General features: G+C 51.4%; 18 protein-coding genes. 15 read left to right on the top strand and 3 right to left on the bottom strand.

All coding sequences use genetic code 11. From position 1 onward, the window contains the following. The first annotated feature begins 81 nt into the window (after nt 1-81). The 6 genes from BOO20_RS02505 (at nt 82) to feoB (ending at nt 5,618) form a co-directional block, all read left to right on the top strand. A complete protein-coding gene (locus tag BOO20_RS02505) occupies nt 82-321 on the top strand; it encodes a twin-arginine translocase TatA/TatE family subunit (RefSeq protein WP_076790249.1) in 240 nt (79 codons plus the stop codon). A gap of 162 nt (nt 322-483) precedes the next feature. Beyond that, a complete protein-coding gene (locus BOO20_RS02500; protein ID WP_076790246.1) occupies nt 484-891 on the top strand; it encodes a hypothetical protein in 408 nt (135 codons plus the stop codon). Nucleotides 892-1,335: 444 nt separating this feature from the next. Then, nucleotides 1,336-2,691: a hemolysin family protein gene (locus tag BOO20_RS02495; protein ID WP_076790252.1), complete on the top strand. Its 1,356-nt coding sequence runs from the start codon at nt 1,336-1,338 to the stop codon at nt 2,689-2,691. Nucleotides 2,692-2,696: 5 nt separating this feature from the next. Continuing rightward, nucleotides 2,697-3,077 (top strand): histidine triad nucleotide-binding protein, encoded by a 381-nt coding sequence (locus BOO20_RS02490; RefSeq protein ID WP_076790243.1) that lies wholly within the window; start codon nt 2,697-2,699, stop codon nt 3,075-3,077. Nucleotides 3,078-3,189: 112 nt separating this feature from the next. Continuing rightward, the gene (locus tag BOO20_RS02485) at nt 3,190-3,483 is read left to right on the top strand and encodes a FeoA family protein (RefSeq protein WP_076790241.1); all 294 of its coding nucleotides are present in this window, start codon (nt 3,190-3,192) and stop codon (nt 3,481-3,483) included. Continuing rightward, a complete protein-coding gene (gene feoB / locus BOO20_RS02480; RefSeq protein WP_076790238.1) occupies nt 3,480-5,618 on the top strand; it encodes a ferrous iron transport protein B in 2,139 nt (712 codons plus the stop codon). Before BOO20_RS02485 ends, feoB begins: the two co-directional genes overlap by 4 nt. Here the strand turns inward: feoB and topA are convergent. Continuing rightward, nucleotides 5,608-8,004, bottom strand: coding sequence for a type I DNA topoisomerase (gene topA / locus BOO20_RS02475; RefSeq protein WP_076790236.1), 2,397 nt, complete (start codon nt 8,002-8,004; stop codon nt 5,608-5,610). The two genes, feoB and topA, sit on opposite strands and share 11 nt — an antisense overlap. 228 nt (nt 8,005-8,232) lie before the next feature. Between topA and BOO20_RS02470 the strand changes: the two genes are divergently transcribed. From BOO20_RS02470 to BOO20_RS02430, 9 genes are all read left to right on the top strand, one after another. Continuing rightward, nucleotides 8,233-9,963, top strand: a complete 1,731-nt coding sequence (locus tag BOO20_RS02470; protein ID WP_076790233.1) for an N-acetylmuramoyl-L-alanine amidase — start codon at nt 8,233-8,235, stop codon at nt 9,961-9,963. Nucleotides 9,964-10,113: 150 nt separating this feature from the next. Then, nucleotides 10,114-11,097 carry a biotin--[acetyl-CoA-carboxylase] ligase gene (locus BOO20_RS02465; RefSeq protein ID WP_076790228.1) on the top strand — a complete coding sequence of 328 codons (984 nt, stop codon included), beginning with the start codon at nt 10,114-10,116 and terminating at the stop codon, nt 11,095-11,097. 21 nt (nt 11,098-11,118) lie between these two features. Further along, complete coding sequence (gene bioB, locus BOO20_RS02460) at nt 11,119-12,123, top strand: biotin synthase BioB (protein ID WP_076790224.1); 1,005 nt, start codon at nt 11,119-11,121, stop codon at nt 12,121-12,123. 11 nt (nt 12,124-12,134) lie between these two features. Continuing rightward, the gene (locus BOO20_RS02455) at nt 12,135-13,307 is read left to right on the top strand and encodes an 8-amino-7-oxononanoate synthase (protein ID WP_076790222.1); all 1,173 of its coding nucleotides are present in this window, start codon (nt 12,135-12,137) and stop codon (nt 13,305-13,307) included. Continuing rightward, entirely contained in the window at nt 13,297-14,001 is a 705-nt protein-coding gene (locus tag BOO20_RS02450; RefSeq protein ID WP_076790219.1) for a DUF452 family protein, read from the top strand. The genes BOO20_RS02455 and BOO20_RS02450 overlap by 11 nt, the downstream gene beginning before the upstream one ends. Continuing rightward, nucleotides 13,986-14,768: a malonyl-ACP O-methyltransferase BioC gene (bioC, locus tag BOO20_RS02445; protein ID WP_076790216.1), complete on the top strand. Its 783-nt coding sequence runs from the start codon at nt 13,986-13,988 to the stop codon at nt 14,766-14,768. Before BOO20_RS02450 ends, bioC begins: the two co-directional genes overlap by 16 nt. Then, on the top strand, nt 14,765-15,439 hold the full coding sequence (gene bioD, locus BOO20_RS02440) for a dethiobiotin synthase (RefSeq protein ID WP_076790213.1): 675 nt from the start codon (nt 14,765-14,767) through the stop codon (nt 15,437-15,439). Before bioC ends, bioD begins: the two co-directional genes overlap by 4 nt. A gap of 41 nt (nt 15,440-15,480) precedes the next feature. Beyond that, nucleotides 15,481-16,773 carry an adenosylmethionine--8-amino-7-oxononanoate transaminase gene (bioA, locus tag BOO20_RS02435; RefSeq protein ID WP_076790210.1) on the top strand — a complete coding sequence of 431 codons (1,293 nt, stop codon included), beginning with the start codon at nt 15,481-15,483 and terminating at the stop codon, nt 16,771-16,773. A 77-nt stretch (nt 16,774-16,850) separates the two neighbouring features. Further along, nucleotides 16,851-18,536, top strand: coding sequence for an AMP-binding protein (locus BOO20_RS02430; RefSeq protein WP_076790208.1), 1,686 nt, complete (start codon nt 16,851-16,853; stop codon nt 18,534-18,536). Nucleotides 18,537-18,661: 125 nt separating this feature from the next. Here the strand turns inward: BOO20_RS02430 and BOO20_RS02425 are convergent, their stop codons facing one another. After that, entirely contained in the window at nt 18,662-19,000 is a 339-nt protein-coding gene (locus tag BOO20_RS02425) for a type II toxin-antitoxin system PemK/MazF family toxin (protein WP_076790205.1), read from the bottom strand. Then, complete coding sequence (locus BOO20_RS02420; RefSeq protein WP_076790203.1) at nt 18,985-19,227, bottom strand: ribbon-helix-helix domain-containing protein; 243 nt, start codon at nt 19,225-19,227, stop codon at nt 18,985-18,987. Before BOO20_RS02420 ends, BOO20_RS02425 begins: the two co-directional genes overlap by 16 nt. Nucleotides 19,228-19,393 lie beyond the last annotated feature (166 nt).

Genomic DNA, 19,393 nt, shown 5'->3' with positions numbered 1-19,393 from the left:
TTCACAGCAATTACGCCTCTTTTAATACCTCGTAGCTCTGCTGCGAGGATTCTTTATTGACAAAAACGGGGAGAGCTTGCTATGTTTGGATTGGGTGGTCAAGAGCTTATGCTGATCATGTTTATTGTGCTGTTGTTTTTCGGCCCTAAAAAACTTCCTGAGCTGATGGGAGGTATCGGTAAAGGGATGAGAGCGTTTAAAGCTGCACAGGAGGATCTTGAAAACGAATTCAATAAATCTGTTGAGGCCTCGGCAGCAGCTCATGAACTGCTTGACCCTTCAGAGAAAAAGCTCGAACGGGGCTCGGAGAGCAATGTTTAGGGGGAGCATCCGTTGCGTTGAACCGCTCAATTGCCGCTGATGCTCAGAATAGCTCAAATCCCGGGGTGGATAGAGTGGGAATGTTTTTCCCGTGCATGTTGTTGTAATGAATGATCTTGTGCTTCCATTCAGGGAACATCTCAACGAAGGAGCTCAGTTGCCATGAAAAAAAATACCGGTTTATGGATTGATCACAAAGATGCGCTTCTGGTTTCAATAGAAGGTGAGGGTGTGGTTGTTCAGCGTGTTCCGTCTGAAGCGGAAAGTCATTTCCGGCCTTCAGGGGGTTGGAAATCGAGCGGAACGTCGGTTGCGCAGTCAATTTCAAAAGAGCAGACCGCTGACGAGAGCCGAAAACACCAGTATCAGGCATTTTATAAAAAAGTGATGGCTCTGCTCGGTGATTCTTCGGATATTGCGCTTTTCGGTCCCGGTGAAGCTAAGATTGAGCTTGCCAAGGCGATCAGCAAGGTCAGCTCACTGCATGAAAAAGTCAAAGCGGTTGAAGCGTGTGACCGTATGACCGAGAAGCAGTTTATAGCAAAAGTCAAATTGTTTTTTGCTATCTGAATTCGTATCTGCCTGCTTGCCGGCAGCCCTGGTTAAGGCTGCCGGTCCATTATTCTCCCTGTTGACTCGCTGCTTCTCTCCGCTTTTCGGGCAATCTTTTTTTTGGCACACGGTTGAGTGACTCCGGAGATCAACAACATCATTGAATTTCCTGATGATTATCTCCTGCGCAGGGTGCAGCGGTTCGAATGCAAGAATCTTTTACCGTATTTTCCGGTTAATACTTATAATTCATGGAGGTACACTGTGGAAACGGATTTTTTTCAGGGGAATTTTGCGTGTAGCTGGCTCCTGTTTGGAAATTGCAGTTTAAACGTGTAGATGATAACCTGGATGTACTGCCTCTATTGCAAGAACAGAACTCTCCGGGACGATTCCGTCTGTTGATGGAAGGGCACTTTAGCTGAATTTTTTTCTCTGCCCGGAATGTTCAAAAATGAATTTATGGAAATACTTTTTCTTTTGTCACTGATTGTTGTTAACGGCCTTTTTGCCATGTCGGAAATAGCCCTGGTGACGGCTAAACGCTCTCGTCTTGCAAAACTTGCCGAGGATGGTGATAAATCGGCGGCTACAGCCATCAAGCTTGCTCAGGAGCCGACCCGTTTTCTTTCGACCATTCAGATAGGCATTACCTCAATCGGTATTCTCAATGGTATTGTCGGTGAGGGTGCTCTTGCCGGACCACTGGCGGCCTGGTTTCAGGCCTTCGGTATGGATCCGGAAATCAACCATATCATTTCCACTGCTATCGTTGTTATCTCCATTACCTATATCACGATTGTGATCGGTGAGCTTGTTCCCAAAAGGCTTGGCCAGTTCGATCCGGAAGGGATTGCATGCCTGGTTTCCCGCCCCATGTTTACCCTCTCGACAATAACCCGTCCGTTCGGAAGGCTTCTTTCAACTTCGACTGATGCTATCCTCCGTCTTATGGGGCAAAGCCCCCAGGCTTATCCCAGCGTTACCGAAGAGGAGATTCATGCCATGCTTGAGGAGGGCTCTGAAGCGGGTGTTATCGAGCAGCACGAGCATGAGATGGTCCGCAATGTTTTCCGTCTTGATGATCGTCAGCTGGGTACCCTGATGGTACCGAGGGCGGATATTGTCTTTCTTGACGTTTCAAAACCGCTGGAAGAGAATATCCTGCGGGTTACAGAGTCCGAGCACTCCCGGTTTCCGGTCTGTAACAGTGGCTTGCAATCCCTGCTTGGTGTTGTCAACGCCAAACAGCTACTGTCGAAAACCCTTAAAGGGGGGTTGACAGAGTTTACTTCGCAGCTTCAGCCCTGTGTCTACGTTCCGGAAACCCTCACCGGTATGGAGCTGCTTGACCATTTCCGGACTTCGGGTACCCAGATGGTTTTTGTTGTTGATGAGTACGGGGAGATTCAGGGGCTCGTTACCCTTCAGGATATGCTTGAAGCGGTGACAGGAGAGTTTGTGCCGCGCAACAGCGAGGATTCATGGGCGGTTGAACGCCAGGATGGTTCATGGCTGCTGGATGGTCTTATTCCTGTGCCTGAGCTGAAGGATACGCTTGAGCTGAGATCGGTTCCGGATGAGGATAAAGGGCTTTATCACACCTTGAGCGGTCTTATGATGTGGCAGCTCGGTCGAATGCCTCAGACTGGAGATGTCATGATATGGGAAAACTGGACGCTTGAGATTGTTGATCTTGATGGTCAACGGATTGACAAAGTGCTTGCCTCAAAAATTCCCGAGGAGGTTATACCGGAAAACGGGCGATCGGAAGTGCCGTCAGCCGAAGCGAAAAGTGACCCCTTACATAAAAACTGAACGTAATGACCAATCATCATCCGGAGTGCCTTTTCTGCCGCATAGTAAGCGGCGAGATCCCTGCGAAGATTATCTACCGAAATGAGCATGTTGTGGCATTCAGGGATATCACGCCTGTAGCGCCTCAACACGTGTTGATTATTCCGGTGCGCCATATTGCCTCCCTGAACGATCTGGAGTCCGAAGATGAAGTGACTGCAGGAAACATTATGCTTGCGGCCGGAACCGTTGCCGGTATTCTGGGTATCAGGGAGTCCGGTTACCGGTTTGTGTTCAATACGGGACCCGATGCCCTTCAGAGTGTCTTTCATATCCATGGTCATCTTGTCGGCGGAAAAGAGATGGGATGGCCTCCCTTTGCCGGATCGTCAACGCTGCACGGATAGGCGTGGAGCGAGTTGGTGCCGGGAGAACAATCATGGAATTTTATCCGGTTGAAATTGTTATATAGGATATATATTGTCCTGTATTGTGTTATTGTTTCAAGGAGTCAGTTGTATGAGATTATCGGAGTTGCAGGTTGGTGACCGCGCTGAAGTGACGGCATTGAAATCTGAAAGTGCTGTCCGGCGCCGGATTATGGATATGGGATTGATAAAAGGTACCAGCTTCAAGGTGCTCAGGGTTGCTCCGCTTGGCGATCCCATAGAGATATTCTTCAAGGGGCTCTATCTTGCCCTGAGAAAAAACGAGGCAGAGGGCGTTCTCGTTCGTAAAGTCGGAGAGCCTTCGGGGCTTGTTGGCCATCAGGAGCTTGACGAACCGCTCCTGAAGTTTGGAGGGAGGGTATGAGTGAAGGCAAGGAGATCACTATTGCGCTTGCCGGCAATCCGAACTGCGGAAAATCCTCTCTCTTTAATGCTCTTACCGGGGCGCAGCAGAAAGTTGGAAACTTTTCGGGTGTAACCGTTGAAAAGCATGAAGGTTATATCGACTACAAAGGGTACCGGATCACCGTGGTTGATCTTCCCGGAACCTACTCACTTACCCCCTACTCTCCCGAAGAGCTGGTAACAAGGGCCTATCTTGTCAGGGAGCGTCCTGATGTGGTGGTCAACGTTCTTGAGGGCCCGAACCTTGAGCGAAACCTTCTGCTGACAACCCAGCTCATGGAGCTTGAGGTTGATTTCCTCGTTGCGCTTAACATGATGGATGAAGTTGAAGAGAAGGGTATTGTTATTGACATCAAACAGCTGCAGCAGCTTCTCGGATGCCATATCATACCGGTTTCAGCCAAAAAGAAGAGTGGCCTTGACGCACTTCTTGATCATATCATCCGGGTCTCACAGAAGGAGATCAAAATCAAAAAGAACAAGCTCTTTTTCACGCCATCCCTTGAAGCTTCAGTTGATAAAATAACGGCACTTCTCTCCAATCAGAAGGAGCTGGACCTCTATAATTCGCGCTGGCTTGCCATCAAGCTGCTTGAAAACGATCGGGAGGTTTATCAGGAGGTTCAGCACTATCCTGTCTGGGTTAAAGTTGAGCTTGCCCTCCAGGAAGCACTCAGGGATGCTGAACGTCAGCATGATTCAGAGCCGGAGATGCTTATTACCGAAGACCGTCATGCATTCATACGGGGAGCCATGAAAGAGTGTGTCCGGCAGCCGGGTGAGGTGAAGGCTACGGTAACCGATTATATTGATATGGTGGTACTCAACCGCGTGCTCGGGCTGCCCGTTTTTTTACTTGTGGTCTGGTCAATTTTTCAGCTTACCTTCACGCTTGGTGCGCCGATCATGGGCGCGCTCAATCTGCTTTTCGGCACGCTTGCCTCACATCTCAGACCGCTGTTGCCCAATGAGATGCTCCGTTCGATAGCTATTGACGGTGTTATTGCCGGTGTCGGAGGTGTACTGGTTTTTCTGCCCAATATTGTACTGCTCTTTATCGGACTCTCTTTTCTTGAGGCATCGGGCTACATGGCTCGTGCTGCATTTGTGATTGACCGGCTGATGCACCGTTTCGGACTTCATGGAAAGTCCTTTATCCCCATGATAACGGGGTTCGGATGCTCCATCCCGGCAATTATGGCTACCCGAACGCTTAAAAGTCCAACGGACAGGCTTGCGACGATCATGATCATCCCCTTCATGAGCTGCGGTGCAAAACTGCCGGTCTATGTACTCCTGACCGGGGCATTCTTTGCTCCGGAGGTTGCGGCCAACGTCATGTTCGGCATCTATTTTCTCGGTATTGCTGTCGGACTCTGGACCGCCTGGATATTGAAGTCAACCATTCTGAAAAGCGATTCCGAGCCTTTTGTGATGGAGCTGCCTCCATACCGATGGCCGACACTCGGCTCAGTGCTCTTTCAGGCAAAAATGAAAGCGCTGATGTACCTGAAAAAAGCCGGAACCCTTATTTTAGGCGCGGTCATCATTATCTGGGCGGTAAGCAACTATCCCCGTAATGAAGCTCTTGACCAGCAGCTCCTGACCGGAAAGGCCCGCATTGCATCAAGCGCTGCGGGTGATGCCGAAAAACAGGCAGAGCAGAAGAAGCTTGAGTATCAGGTCAACTCGGCCCAGCTTGCCTACTCTCTTGCCGGTCGTGCGGGCAGGGTGATTGAGCCGGTCATCAGACCGCTTGGTTTTGACTGGAGGATAGGTATTGCGCTTGTTACCGGGCTTGCAACAAAAGAGGTTGTGGTCTCAACGATGGGAACCATCTACTCAATAGGGAAGAGTGATGGAGAGTCGGTTGATCTGAAATCCATCATCAAGAGCGATCCGGCATTCAGCAGGGCAACAGCACTCAGTCTTATGGTCTTTGTGCTGCTCTATCTGCCCTGTGTTGCCACACTCGGGGTCATGAAAAAAGAGGTTGGCCGCTGGAAGCCGGTAGTACTCTATTCCGCCTACTCGCTCTCGGTAGCCTGGGTACTCTCTTTTGCGGTCTACCGCATAGCTCTTTTTATGCAGTGACTTCGGTCGCAGCTTCAGGCGGAGCGGTGACAAGTCCGGACTCTTCAGCTCTCGAAATAATGTCATCAACGGGAATGGTCATCGGAACCGGCTTGCCATCCGTCATGGTGAGCGTTACGGCTGGATGAGCTTTCTGATGTTCAGCCATTACCGCTTCCCAGCGGTTCCGGGCGGTTTCGTCGAGTGTGCTCCAGGCAAGACGCCCGCGGCATTTCGGGAATTTTGAACAGCCGAGCCAGAGCCCTCTTTTACCGCTTCTGAGATAGAGTGGAGCGCCGCACTTTGTGCAGAGAATATCGGTCAGAACCGGCGGGGTCTTCAACGGTTCAATGTGCCGCTGTTTATTGAGATTCAGCAGTGTGTTACACTTCGGATAGTTCGAACAGGCAAGAAATGCGCCCAGCCTCCCCTTGCGGAGCAGCATATGCCCCTCCTTGCATGAAGGGCAGACAATTCCGCTGTCTTTCGGCTTCTCCTTGTTGGTGGCGATCGTCTTGATGTTTTTGCACTTGGGATAGTGTGAACAGCCGAGAAATTTCCCGCTCGCCGTCCATTTGACAACCATCTGACCTACACCACATTTTTCACAGGTAGTGGTTTCGCTGTTCTGCGGGATAAGCGGATCGCTTTTGCGAAGGCTCAGGACGGTTTCAAGCGGTTTGTAGAAGTTGTCAAGCACCTGTTCATACTCATCCTCTCCGCTAGCCACCTTGTCCAGCTCATCCTCCATGAATGCCGTAAAGCCGACATTGAAGAGGTCGGGAAAATTGGCAACGAGAATAAGCGAAACATCCTTGCCGAGTTCGGTAGGAATGATCTTTTTCTTCTCAAGCTCGACATAGCGTCGATCCTGAAGGGTTGAGAAAATGGATGCATAGGTTGATGGCCGGCCTATACCGTAATTATCAAGATCCTTGACCAGCGTCGCTTCGCTGTATCGTGCCGGAGGACGGGTGAAGCTCTGCTTGCGGTCAACATCTTCGAGCGCGAGCGACTCTTTTACGGCAATGCGTTCCGGGAGCTGAACGGTCGGCTCCTTTTCTACATCCTCCTTTGTGGATCGCTGTGCTTCGTAATCCAGCTCTCTCTGGTCGTCATAGACCCGCATGAATCCGGGGAAAAGGATCCTGTTTCCGGTTGCACGAAAGAGAAATCTTGCAGCTTGATCTTCTACGTCAACTCTCGTCTGCTCAATTTTTGCAGGGGCCATCATTGCCGCCAGAAACCGTTTCCAGATCAGTTCATAGAGTTTAAACTGCTCTGCCGAGAGGAACTGCTTGACCTGTTCAGGCTTTTTTGCAATAGAGGTCGGTCGTATGGCTTCATGGGCGTCCTGGGCATTCTTTCCGGACTTTGCCGCACCGCCAAATCCGATATACTCCTTGCCGAACTGGCTGTCGATATAGGCTCTTGCCTGGGCAACGGCTTCCGTGCCTATGCGTGTCGAGTCTGTTCTCATATACGTAATGAGACCCGCAGCCCCTTCCGCGCCGAGATCGATTCCCTCATAGAGCTGCTGGGCAATACGCATGGTTTTCTGTGAGCCGAAACCAAGCTGGTTTGAAGCCGCCTGCTGAAGCAGTGACGTGGTGAATGGCAGTGGCGGTTTTCGCTGCTGTACCCTGGGCGCGATCTCCGAGACCGAGTAGTTCCCCTCCCTGACGAGTGCAGCTATCGTTTCGGCCTGAGTCTGATTGGTTATCTCGGGTTTGTCACCGTCGAAGCGGACAAGTTTTGTTCTGAACGACTCTTTTCCCGGAGTCGTGAACTCCGCGCCGATTGTCCAGTACTCCTGAATTTCGAAGCGATTGATTTCAGCTTCACGCTCACAGATCAGTCGGAGAGCAACAGACTGGACTCTGCCTGCCGAGAGACCGCGCAGGACAACATTCCATAAAAACGGACTGATCCTGTAGCCTACTATTTTGTCAAGCCCCTGACGGGTCTGCTGGGAGCGGACAAGCCGGTAGTCAATCTGGCGGGGCTCCTGGATAGCTGCAATGATCGCATTTTTAGTGATCTCATTAAAGAGCACCCGGAAGACCGGTTTTTTTGTTGCTCCGATCTCGTTTGAAATATGCCATGCAATTGCTTCGCCTTCGCGGTCAGGGTCAGTGGCGATGAGGATTTCATCAGCTTCTGCGGCAAGTTTTTTTAACTGCCGGACAACTTTTTCCTTTCCTGCTATGATCTCATACCGTGGTTCGTAGTGATGTTCAAAGTCAAGACCGATCTCTTTTTTCGGCAGATCCTTGATATGGCCGACTGACGCAAAGACGGTATACTTGTCGCCAAGATATTTATTGATTGTTTTTGCCTTGGAGGGGGATTCGACTACAATCAGGGTACTGTTTCTGGCAGATGGTGTAGCAGCTTTTGAAGCCATTGATCAGTCCCGAGGTAAGAGCGTTACAATTAAATTTTGAAAAAGATAGGTGTTGATGAGCAAAAAACAAATTTTACCACTATTAACACCGTATACTGTTCCGCTAAGAGCGGGTTCTAACTGATTATTTCCTGATGCTAAAACAGGGCGTGCAGGTCAACAAAAAATATTTTATTACTATTGTGGTAATGCGGCAATGTTTACTCGAACAAACTTTTTATAACAACCATGCCTGACGTCATCCGTCATAGTATATATCGAATCGCTCTGGTTCTGCTGGTGACGGTGCTGCAGCTCTTCTCCCTATCGCTTTTTGCAGCATCTCCACCACTCACCTACAGCCCGACAACGGTTCCCGTGCAAGTAAATATGGGTGTAGACCAGCGCTATACCATCAAGATTCTTGCCATGAGAAGCGGCAATACGCTGATGGTTGATATTGGCTCCATGGCCAGGGCGTTGCGTATGAGCTTTCATAGTGAGGGCGGCACCTATGATATCGAGGAGTCGCTGGATAGTCCGGGGTCGCGCTGCAGGGTTGAGCCCGGCAACCATTTTGCCAGTGTTGTTTCAAAGGATCCTGAAGGTCGGCAACGAATTATTCAGCTTAACGCCGCACCGGTACGGATAGAGTCAAGGAGCTATCTTCCGGTTACCCAGGCGTGCCGACTTTTTACCGTCTGGCTTGACAGGGAGATTGTCTACAGCTACTCCTCAGGAAGGATCACCGCCTGGCTAAAAGGGAAGCGGTTTGCTGAATCAGTCGCGTCGATAGGCGTAGTCAAAAGTGATGATCAAAATGAGCTGACCCGCAAAACGGAGTCAGCTGAAGAGGCAAAAACAGTGATAACGGGCATTGAAGTTGAGAATCGTGCAAATGGAGCAATCATAACCTTTGCAGCTACCGGCGCTCCAACCCAGGCCTCGCTTCTCAAGCCTGATGCCGAGGGCACGGCCTATTTTTCACTCCAGAATGGGCAGTGTGACGGTGATGCGCTTTCGAAAATTTATGGCAGCGGGGTTGTTCGGGTCATTACGCCGAAACAGTTTGAAGGTGGCGGATTACAGTTTGCTGTCACGCTCGACAACAAGGCGTTTATTATTAACTCCGTCGAATTTCAGCGGGACGCCAAAAAAAACCGTTACCAGCTCTATATCCGCAGTAAAGCTGATGTGCAGGAGATCCGCAAAAGGGAGAAGGAGGAGCAGATCGCCAGGGTTATCAATCGGGATGTTGAAAAGTGGAAACTCAATACGGTAGTTCTTGACGCCGGTCATGGAGGCAAGGATCCCGGAGCTATTGGAGGCAATGGTACCAGGGAGAAGGATGTTGTCCTGAACATTGTCCATGATCTCGGAAACTTTATTGAGCAGAACTGGCCGGATGTGAACGTGATCTACACCAGAAAGGATGACACCTTCATCCCTCTGCATGAACGGGGGAAGATCGCTAACCGAGCAGGAGGAAAACTCTTCATCAGCGTCCACTGCAATGCAAGTCCGAATCGATCAGCCCGGGGCTCCGAGGTCTATATTCTCGGTCTGCACAAAACGCAGGCAGCGCTTGATGTGGCTCTGTTTGAAAACTCGGTTATCCGCAAGGAGGATGACTATCAGTTGCAGTATAAAGGGTTTTCAGAGGAACATCTCATTATGAGCAGTATGGCGCAGAACGCCTTTGCCCGGCAGTCAACTTCGCTTGCCCAGGATATTCTCAAGCCGGTCGAAAAAATCCCGGGTAATAATGGTCGTGGTGTTCGTCAGGCAGGATTTATGGTTTTATGGACACCCTCCATGCCGAGTGCTCTTGTCGAAGTTGGATACCTCTCGAACTACGACGAAGAGCGCGTTCTTCGGGATCGCCAGGAGCAGGCCAAAATAGCTTATGGTATTTTCAAGGGGCTGGAGAGCTACCGGAAGAATTACGAAACCACTACCATGGCCTCCATGGGGAAGTGAACCGTCATTGCGTGAATAAAAAAGGTGTCCGGCAGGGCGCCTTTTTTATTCACTTGCAAAGTTGTCAACCCCGCGCTAAATTCAGGTTCACATTTGCTCCGGAGCACACGGCCGGTAACCCCGTTATTACAGATTCGACCCGCTGATCGTATGAACAATCTCTCCGCACAGATTCTCTGTCGCCTTGCAACTTCAGGAGATTTTTTATCGGGTGAAGAGCTTTGCCGGGAATTCGGGGTAACCAGAAGTGCCGTATGGAAGCACATTCGACTGCTTCGCAGCGAAGGGTATCAGCTTGATGCCGTAACAGGCCGGGGATACCGGCTGACCGCTCTGACCGGCAGAGCGGTTTCGGCTGAAGTGGAACCGTTTCTTTCGACACGATGTTTCGGGAGGAACCTCTTCTATCACGAAACTACCGATTCCACCAATCTCCAGGCTAAAGCGCTCGCCGTCAGGGGTTCTGTGGAAGGCACCGTTGTTGCTGCCGATTCCCAGACAGGGGGAAGGGGAAGAATGGGCCGGAGCTGGAACTCTCCTGCGGGAAAAAATCTCTACTTCACCCTGATTCTGCGTCCGGAAGTGCCATCCCTGCGTGTTCCCCAGCTTACGCTGCTTGTCGCTGTTGCTCTTCACCGGGCACTGGTACGCTTTGTTCCCGACCTTCAGCCGAAGATCAAGTGGCCGAACGACATTCTCGTCAATGAAAAGAAGATTTGCGGGGTGCTGTGTGAAATGCAGTCGGAACCTGATTGTACACACTTCGTTGTTGTCGGGCTCGGTATCAATGTCAATCAGTCAGAGTTTCCGGCTGAACTTGAGGGGCGCGCAACCTCGCTCTTTCTGGAGAGCGGTCGATCCTTTTCAAAATCGGAGCTGCTTGCCGCTTTTCTGAACCAGTTTGAGCCCCTTTATGATCGCTGGCTGAATGAAGAGGATCTTGGTTTTGTACTCTCCTATATCGAAGGACATTCACTCCTTCAGTCAAGAGTTGTCCTGGTTGAGCAGTTTAACCGGACAATAAGCGGAACCGTTTCGGGTATCGCAAAGGGGGGCGAGCTGATGCTTGAGGGTGATGATGGAGGCACGGTTCTGGTGTCATCAGGCGAAGCCCATCTTTCAAAACGCCATTAACTTATAAAAAAGAATACCGTTATGGACCAGAAGGCACTTCATCCTCATATTATTGCAGCTTACCGTGTGCTTGAAACCGGAGAGCCGATTTCACAAGCTGATGCGCTCCGGCTTGCGTCGGTATCGGGAGAACTTTCCCTTGATCTGGCCTCTCTGGCAAACAAGGTGAAAAACCGCTATGCCTCAAAGGAGGAGTCTCTTTATTCCTGCTCTATCATGAATGCCAAATCGGGAGTGTGTGGTGAAAACTGCAAGTTCTGTGCCCAGTCGCGGCACAACCGGGCCGATATTGAGGTTTATGATCTGGTTGATGAAGAGTCGGTGCTGCTTGAAGCGCGCAACTGTTACTCCTCGGGTGTTTCCCATTTTGGTATTGTCACCAGCGGCTACGGGTATAAAAAGATAAACGGCGAGTTTCAGCGGGTGCTTGCTATGATCGACCGGCTGCATGCCGAACTTCCCTCCCTGAACATCTGTGCCTCGCTTGGCATTCTCGGTGAAGAGCCTGCCGCCGCCCTTGCCGCCCATGGTATCTCCCACTACAATATCAATATCCAGGTTGCACCCGACCGCTATCATGATCTGATTGCCGATACGCATTCGGTTGAAGAGCGTATCGAGACGATCAAACGGCTGCGAAAGAACAATATTTCGGTCTGCTGCGGTGGCATTATGGGTGTCGGAGAGAGCATGCAGGAGCGCATTGCCATGATTTTTGCACTTCAGGAGCTTGATGTATCGGTTATACCGCTCAATGTACTGGTGCCGATTGATGGTACTCCACTTGAGGGAAAAGAGCCGCTCTCTGTGGCCGATATCGTGAAAACCTTTGCTATCTGCCGTCTGGCGCATCCGGATAAAATTATCAAGTTTGCTGCCGGCAGGGAGACGGTTATGAAGGATTTTCAGGGTCTACTGATGCTTTCAGGTGCAAACGGTTTTCTGACCGGTGGTTACCTTACAACCAGGGGGCGCGATACGGCTGAAGATCAGAGATTTGCAGGCCAGATCGAAAGTTTTAACTGAGGTATCTGAACATGCGGTTTCAGGAACGGATCCGGCGCGAACTCGATGAGCTCCGACGGCAGGATCGATACAGGGAGCTTCCTCCAGTCACGGCACGCAGCGGCAAGGAGATTACCTTGCCTGGCCGCACCCTTCTGAACCTCTCCTCAAACGACTACCTTGGTCTTGGAGATGATCCGATGCTGCTTGCCGGTTACATGGATACTCTTGCAGAAAACGGCTATGCCATGACCAGCTCATCGTCGCGTCTCCTGACGGGCAACCATCCGCTCTATGACCACCTTGAGAGGGCTCTGGCAGCACTTTACCGGCGAGAAGCGGCACTTGTCTTCAACAGCGGCTACCATGCCAACATCGGCATTATTCCTGCACTCACCAACCGTCATGATCTTGTGTTGAGCGACCGGCTCAACCATGCAAGTATCATTGACGGACTGAAGATTTCCGAAGCGCCATACCAGCGCTACCGTCACAGGGATTACGATCATCTTGAGGAGCTGCTTGCCGGAGCAGAAGGCCGGTACCGGCAGATAGTCATTGTCTCCGAATCGGTTTTCAGTATGGACGGGGATCTTGCCGATCTTTCGCGGCTTGTTGAGCTCAAAAAGAGGTACGGAGCCCTGCTTGTGATTGATGAGGCTCACGGTGTCGGCGTCTTCGGAGAGCGGGGTCTCGGTCTGTGTGAAACTGCCGGAGTGGTGGAGGATATTGATATCATTACAGGTACCTTCGGCAAGGCTCTGGCCTCGACGGGAGCCTATGCGGTGACGAGTTCACTTGTCCGGGAGTATCTCATCAACACCATGCGCTCGTTTATTTTTACTACAGCGCTTCCTCCTGTTGTTCTCGGCTGGAGCCTGCTCACGCTTGAACGGCAGTCCGCAATGGCTTCGGAACGCCGTGCGCTGCTCAAACTTGCGGCAAGGCTTCGCCAGGAGCTGATCGGGCGCGGTCTTGATGTGCCCGGTGAGAGTCATATTGTTCCGGTTGTTACCGGAGGCAATAGTCTGGCCATTGCTCTGGCTTCAAAGCTGAGGGATGCCGGGTTCCTCGCTCTGCCGGTCCGGCCTCCTACCGTTCCGGAAAAGAGCGCCCGTATTCGTATATCGCTCCGTTCTACTCTTGAGTGGGGGGATCTTTCCCGGCTTCCTGAACTTATAGGTGCAGCTCTCCATGAAAACTGAATGGCTCAGAAAAGAGGGCTCCGATGAACTGCTGCTTTTTTTTAACGGATGGGGTATGGATGGCCGGATTGCCCGCCACCTGCTGGATGTGTCGCTTAGAGAGGGGGTAGACGAGGATTTTAATGCGGATCTGCTTGCCTGTTACGATTATCGGAATCTGGAGCCGGAGGCGGAATTTATGGACGACGTAAGCCGCTATACCGAGATAACCGTTATAGCCTGGTCTTTCGGCGTCTGGGCGGCGCAGCAGATTATGCTCCCCCCGATACAGCGTGCCCTTGCTCTTAACGGTACGCTTTATCCGGTAGATGAGAGGAAGGGTATCCCTCCGGGTGTTTTTCAGGCAACGCTCGCATCCTACTCTGAAGAGAACCGGAACCGTTTCAACCGCAGGATGTGCGGCAGCAGTGAAGCGTTCGTATGCTTTTCAGCCATGGCATCCGCTCGCGATACCGCCGAGCAGAAGGAAGAGCTTGAACGACTGAACAGTCACGTTCAGTCGAGGAGTCAGCCGTCCACTCCGGAGTGGCAATACTCGCATGCCATCATAGGCGGCAGGGATCTTGTTTTTCCGGCAGAGCAGCAGTACGCTGCATGGAGAGGCGTTCCTCAAACCATTATCGGAGATATGGCACATTTTCCTTTTTTCCATTTCAGTACCCTGCAGGAGCTGCTCGCATGCTTCAGAAAATAGATAAACAGCTTGTAGGCGACAGGTTCCAGCGGAGCCTTTCCAGTTATGCCAACCATGCGGTTGTTCAGAACCGTATGGCTCGGGAGCTGGCGGAGATGGTCTGTCGAGAGAGCCACTCATGCGTCTTCAACCGTGTACTTGAAGTTGGTTCCGGTTCCGGGTCATTCACCGCTGAACTGCTCAGCCGGACCACCATCAGGGAGTACTACGCCAATGATCTCGTTGAGGAGAGTCGTGGTTGTGTTGCCGTTGTGCTTGCCGGTTTTCCGGTTGAAGCGTTTCATTTTCTGGCGGGTGATATCGAGCGTTTTGACGCTCTGCCGATGGAGCTGGATCTTGTGGTTTCCAATGCCACACTGCAGTGGCTTGTCGATCTCGACCTCTTTTTCAGCAGAATCGCAGCTCATCTCCTTCCGGGGGGGATGCTTGCCTTTACGACCTTCAGTACCCGGAATATGCGGGAAATATCGACGATTGAGGGGGGCGGGCTGGGCTATTACTCCCTCGGGGAGCTCGAACTGATTGCCGGACGGTATTTTGATGTGATTACCGCAAGAGAGGAGGAGGTGCGCATGGAGTTCTGCTCTCCTGAGGCGGTACTCCGCCATATGCGTCATACAGGGGTCAACGGGCTTCTTCGCCGTTCATGGACAAAAAGCAGATACCAGCATTTTCTTGACCGTTACCGGCACTCCTTTTCCAGCGAAAACGGTGTCTATCTGACCTATCATCCGGTATACTGCTGTTTAAAAAAGAGATGCTCATGAAGGGAGCTGTTGTTGCCATATCCGGCATTGATACCGGGATCGGGAAAACCTATGTCACCGGTCTTCTCGCCAGAGCCCTTCAGCAGCAGGGACGGGAGGTCATTACCCAGAAAATAGTCCAGACCGGATGTGATGGCGTAGCTGAAGATATTCTGGAGCACCGCCGTATCATGGGTATCGGGCTGCAGGATGCAGATCATGAGGGCCTGACCGCGCCCTATGTTTTCCCTTATCCGGCTTCTCCGCATCTCTCGGCCCGGCTTGCATCGCGGGAAATTGATGTTTTGCAGATCCGCAGGGCAACATTTGCCTTGCAGAAGCGTTACGATCCGGTACTCCTTGAAGGGGTCGGAGGGCTGCTTGCTCCTCTTTCGCGCGATCTGCTTTTTGCCGACTATATCCGGGACGCAGGCTACCCGCTTATTCTCGTTACCTCACCCCGTCTGGGAAGCATCAACCACACCATTCTTTCCATCGAGGCATGTGTGAAACGGGGCATTGTCATCAGGGGGGTTATCTACAACTGTTTTCAGGAGAGTGAGCAGCTTATCATTGACGATACCCGTGAACTTATCCGCCACTGGCTGCATAAAGAGGGCTTTGTGGCTCCACTCATCAACATTCTTGACGGAGAGCTTGATCCCGACGGGGTTACTCAACTTGGTTTATAGCAAGCCGTCGTATTTTTATCAGCTGTAAGACCTGTAAAGGTATGCCTCTACACTCGAACATTATTGATCTTGATTTCGATCGCCGTCATATCTGGCATCCCTATGCTTCGGTAACCGATCCCCTGCCGGTCTATCCGGTAAGAGGTGCCTATGAGGTCTTTTTGGAGCTTGAAGACGGCCGCCGACTCATTGACGGCATGTCCTCCTGGTGGTCTGCAATCCATGGCTATAATCATCCGGTGCTCAATGAGGCGGTTACCGCTCAACTGCAGCAGATGAGCCATGTCATGTTCGGCGGCCTCACCCATGAACCTGCCGTGACCCTGGCCAGGGAGCTGATCGCTCTGCTTCCTTCACCCCTGCAGAAACTCTTTTTCAGTGATTCGGGTTCGGTCGCCGTTGAAGTTGCCATCAAGATGGCCATTCAGTACTGGTCGGCACTGGGGCAAAGCGGGAAAAACCGTTTATTGACAGTCCGAAGCGGCTATCACGGCGACACCTTTACGGCCATGTCGGTCTCGGATCCGGAAACCGGCATGCACACCCTCTTTCAGGGGGTCATCATGCAGCAGTTCTTTGCTGATGCACCGCCATGCCGGTTTCATGAGTCATGCAGCGAAGAGGATATTGCCTCTTTGGCAAACCTGCTTGAAGGTCATCACAGGGAGATTGCCGCAGTAATTTTAGAACCGGTTGTTCAGGGTGCGGGAGGCATGCGATTTTATTCACCCCACTATCTCTTGCGACTGAGGGCATTGTGTGATCGTTATAACGTACTTTTGATTTTCGACGAAATAGCTACAGGATTCGGACGTACGGGAAAGCTTTTTGCGCTTGAACATGCAGGAGTTGTACCTGATATCATCTGTGTGGGCAAGGCGCTGACCGGCGGCTACATGACACTGGCGGCAACGGTGACAACCGCCCGGGTTTCGGAGGCAATATGCTCAGGCTCTCCGGGGCTTTTCATGCACGGTCCGACCTTTATGGCAAACCCTCTTGCCTGTGCGGTTGCCTCAGCAAGTATCCGTCTGCTCGGCAGTTATGACTGGCAGATTGCTGTAACCGCTATTGAATCCGGGCTGCGAAAAGGGCTCGAACCCTGCCGCACCTTCAGGAGTGTTGCCGAGGTGCGTGTGCTCGGCGCCATAGGGGTTGTCGAGCTGCATCGTCCGGTAGAGATGAGGGTTATCCAGCAGCAGCTTGTCGACCGGGGGGTCTGGGTTCGTCCATTCGGCCGGCTGATCTACCTTATGCCGCCCTTCATCATGCATGAGGAGGAGCTTGCACTTCTTTGCCACGCAGTTTGTGATGTTGTGGAAGCTATTGCGTAACTTGTTGCTTTGCATTTTCTCATCGATAGACGGCCTGTTTTTTTACCGTTATCTGTAAGTTCAACACCCTATATACCATGAGTTCCAAACCCTGGCTCCGGCATTACGACAAGGGAGTTCCCCGAACGCTTCATCCTTACCCGGAAGAGAGCATGATTGATGTCATCCGGAGGACGGCAGAGGAGTCTCCGGATCATCCCGCGCTGCATTTCAAGGGCAGAGCACTCTCCTACAGCGAGCTGGAGCGTCAGAGCAATATGCTTGCCAGAGCGCTGGGAGCACTTGGTATTGCAAAAGGCGAGCGGGTGGCTCTGGTCATGCCCAACTCCCCGCAGATGGTGATCTCTGAACTCGGAATATGGAAAGCGGGTGCGGTTGCGGTCCCCATGAATCCGCTCTATACCGTTCATGAGTTTGAGCACACCCTTAACGAGTGCGGTGCAGAGACCGCTATTGTCCTCTCCCCTTTTTATGAGAAAATCAAGGAGGTGCAAGCCGCTTCACGCCTGAAAAGGGTGATTGTCACCAATATCAAGGAGTATCTCTCACCGCTCAACAAGCTTCTCTTTACGCTTCTGAAAGAGAAAAAAGATGGTCACAGGGTTCAGCTCCGCCGTGGAGACCACTCGTTGCAGGAGCTGATTGCTGCTCAGGCCGGCCTCAACACGGCCCTGCCGCCGGTACGATATGATGATCCCGCGATTTTTCTTTTTTCCGGTGGTACGACCGGTAATCCCAAATGTGTTGTCATAACCCACCAGGGCCTGGTGATGACCGGCATGCAGATTGCCGCATGGTTCAGTGTTATTCTTGAAAACGGGAAGGATGTTATTCTGCTGAATATGCCTCTCTTTCACGTCTATGCCCAGGTCGGTATTATGGGAGCCGCTTTTGTTGCCCGCTACCCGCTCGCCCTCGTGCCGAATCCAAGGGATCTTGATGATCTGCTGCATACCATCAAGAGGCTCAAGCCGGCCGTATTGCCCGGAGTGCCAACCCTTTTTACCGCACTGATCAACCATCCCCGGGTCAAGCACGACAGTTCGATTCTGAAATCGGTCAAGCTCAGTGTATCAGGAGCCGCACCGCTTCTGCTCGAAACAAAAAAACGGTTTGAAGAGCTGACCGGCGGACGGATTATTGATGCCTACAGTCTTACTGAATCGGCCCTTGCATCGGTTTTTACCCCGATTCTCGGCACCTACAAGCAGGGCTCGGTAGGTATTCCTGTCACGGATGTTGACGTGCGGATTGTAGAGCAGGATCATGGTAATGAAGTGCTTGGCGAGAATGAAATCGGTGAAATTATCATGCGTGCTCCCCAGCTCATGAAAGAGTACTGGCAGAACCCGCTGGAAACCGATCTGGTTCTGCGTGACGGCTGGCTTTTTACCGGTGATATCGGCTATCTCGATGAGGATGGTTACCTCTTCATTGTCGACCGCAAAAAAGATGTCATCAAACCCGGAGGCTTCCAGGTCTGGCCGCGCGATGTTGAAGAGGTCATTGCTGTACACCCGGCGGTACTCGAAGTCGGCGTTGCAGGAGTGCCCGACCCCTACCAGGGAGAGGCGGTCAAGGCCTGGGTTGTACTGCGCAACGGCACCAAGCTTTCACTCGAGGAGCTCCGCGACCACTGCCGCAAGGAGCTTGCCGCATACAAAATTCCCAAGCATATCGAATTCATCGAAGCACTTCCGAAATCCACGGTAGGCAAGGTTCTTCGTCGCAAGCTTGTGGAATTACACAAAGAGAAGTTGTAACCGAGGGATTGCGTTCAAGGACTTAAAGGACATCAGGGACTTCAGGGACGAAGAGGAAGAAAGGTAAATTCAGAACAAGCCAAGGTTACTTCCCGTACTGTGGTGTGCACCAGAATAGCACAGGGTTATCTGCCTATAATCTCATTAACTCCCTCGACAACCCGCAGCATCTCCTCGGCAGAAATCGTTCCGATTTTGCTTCCGATCCGTTCTGCTGACAACGTTTTGATCTGGCTGATTTTAACCCACGATTTTTTTGGAAGAGCGGCAGATTCAATTGGTAAAGTAAGCGGAAAACCTGCTTTTTGTTGCTGGCTTGTCAGCGCAACGGCAATAACCGTCCCCGATCGGTCATTAAAAACATCATGGCTCAACACCAGCACAGGCCGAAGACCGGATTGCTCATTACCCCGAGTCGGGTTCAGGTCAGCCCACCGGATCTCACCCCTCAGTATTCCGGCCATATCTCAATCTCCCCGGTTATACCCTCATCTGCCAGTTGGCGCTCTTCAACAGGATCAAGTTTTGCGCACTCTTCAGCCAGTCTGCGGTGCTCAATACGCTCAATTTTTTCATAGAGAGCTTCTTCTATTGCCTGACTGCGATTGGCAAAAACCCTCCTTTCGACAAGCCGGTCAATTTTTATGATGGCCTGTGCATCAATGGTTACCGCAACTTTTGTTTTCCCCATCTGCTCTCCTCACTGAATAGTTATCATACTTTCTATCATACCTTTTTCTTTTGATAAAAACAACGATCGGTTTTTATGAAGGAGCTTGATTATGACAGAAAAAAGGACTTAACCTGAATTATTCACGAGGGCAATAAAAAAAGGGAGGGCAAGTCCCGCTAATTTG

The sequence above is a fragment of the Chlorobium sp. KB01 genome (assembly GCF_001975465.1).
Lineage (GTDB): Bacteria > Bacteroidota > Chlorobiia > Chlorobiales > Chlorobiaceae > Chlorobium.
This window is presented reverse-complemented; position numbering and strand designations above follow the sequence as displayed.

Coding starts and splice junctions, on each gene's coding strand:
- BOO20_RS02505 (WP_076790249.1), top strand. CDS start 82: ATGTTTGGATTGGGTGGTCAAGAGCTTATGCTGATCATGTTTATTGTG.
- BOO20_RS02500 (WP_076790246.1), top strand. CDS start 484: ATGAAAAAAAATACCGGTTTATGGATTGATCACAAAGATGCGCTTCTG.
- BOO20_RS02495 (WP_076790252.1), top strand. CDS start 1,336: ATGGAAATACTTTTTCTTTTGTCACTGATTGTTGTTAACGGCCTTTTT.
- BOO20_RS02490 (WP_076790243.1), top strand. CDS start 2,697: ATGACCAATCATCATCCGGAGTGCCTTTTCTGCCGCATAGTAAGCGGC.
- BOO20_RS02485 (WP_076790241.1), top strand. CDS start 3,190: ATGAGATTATCGGAGTTGCAGGTTGGTGACCGCGCTGAAGTGACGGCA.
- feoB (WP_076790238.1), top strand. CDS start 3,480: ATGAGTGAAGGCAAGGAGATCACTATTGCGCTTGCCGGCAATCCGAAC.
- topA (WP_076790236.1), bottom strand. CDS start 8,004: ATGGCTTCAAAAGCTGCTACACCATCTGCCAGAAACAGTACCCTGATT.
- BOO20_RS02470 (WP_076790233.1), top strand. CDS start 8,233: ATGCCTGACGTCATCCGTCATAGTATATATCGAATCGCTCTGGTTCTG.
- BOO20_RS02465 (WP_076790228.1), top strand. CDS start 10,114: ATGAACAATCTCTCCGCACAGATTCTCTGTCGCCTTGCAACTTCAGGA.
- bioB (WP_076790224.1), top strand. CDS start 11,119: ATGGACCAGAAGGCACTTCATCCTCATATTATTGCAGCTTACCGTGTG.
- BOO20_RS02455 (WP_076790222.1), top strand. CDS start 12,135: ATGCGGTTTCAGGAACGGATCCGGCGCGAACTCGATGAGCTCCGACGG.
- BOO20_RS02450 (WP_076790219.1), top strand. CDS start 13,297: ATGAAAACTGAATGGCTCAGAAAAGAGGGCTCCGATGAACTGCTGCTT.
- bioC (WP_076790216.1), top strand. CDS start 13,986: ATGCTTCAGAAAATAGATAAACAGCTTGTAGGCGACAGGTTCCAGCGG.
- bioD (WP_076790213.1), top strand. CDS start 14,765: ATGAAGGGAGCTGTTGTTGCCATATCCGGCATTGATACCGGGATCGGG.
- bioA (WP_076790210.1), top strand. CDS start 15,481: ATGCCTCTACACTCGAACATTATTGATCTTGATTTCGATCGCCGTCAT.
- BOO20_RS02430 (WP_076790208.1), top strand. CDS start 16,851: ATGAGTTCCAAACCCTGGCTCCGGCATTACGACAAGGGAGTTCCCCGA.
- BOO20_RS02425 (WP_076790205.1), bottom strand. CDS start 19,000: ATGGCCGGAATACTGAGGGGTGAGATCCGGTGGGCTGACCTGAACCCG.
- BOO20_RS02420 (WP_076790203.1), bottom strand. CDS start 19,227: ATGGGGAAAACAAAAGTTGCGGTAACCATTGATGCACAGGCCATCATA.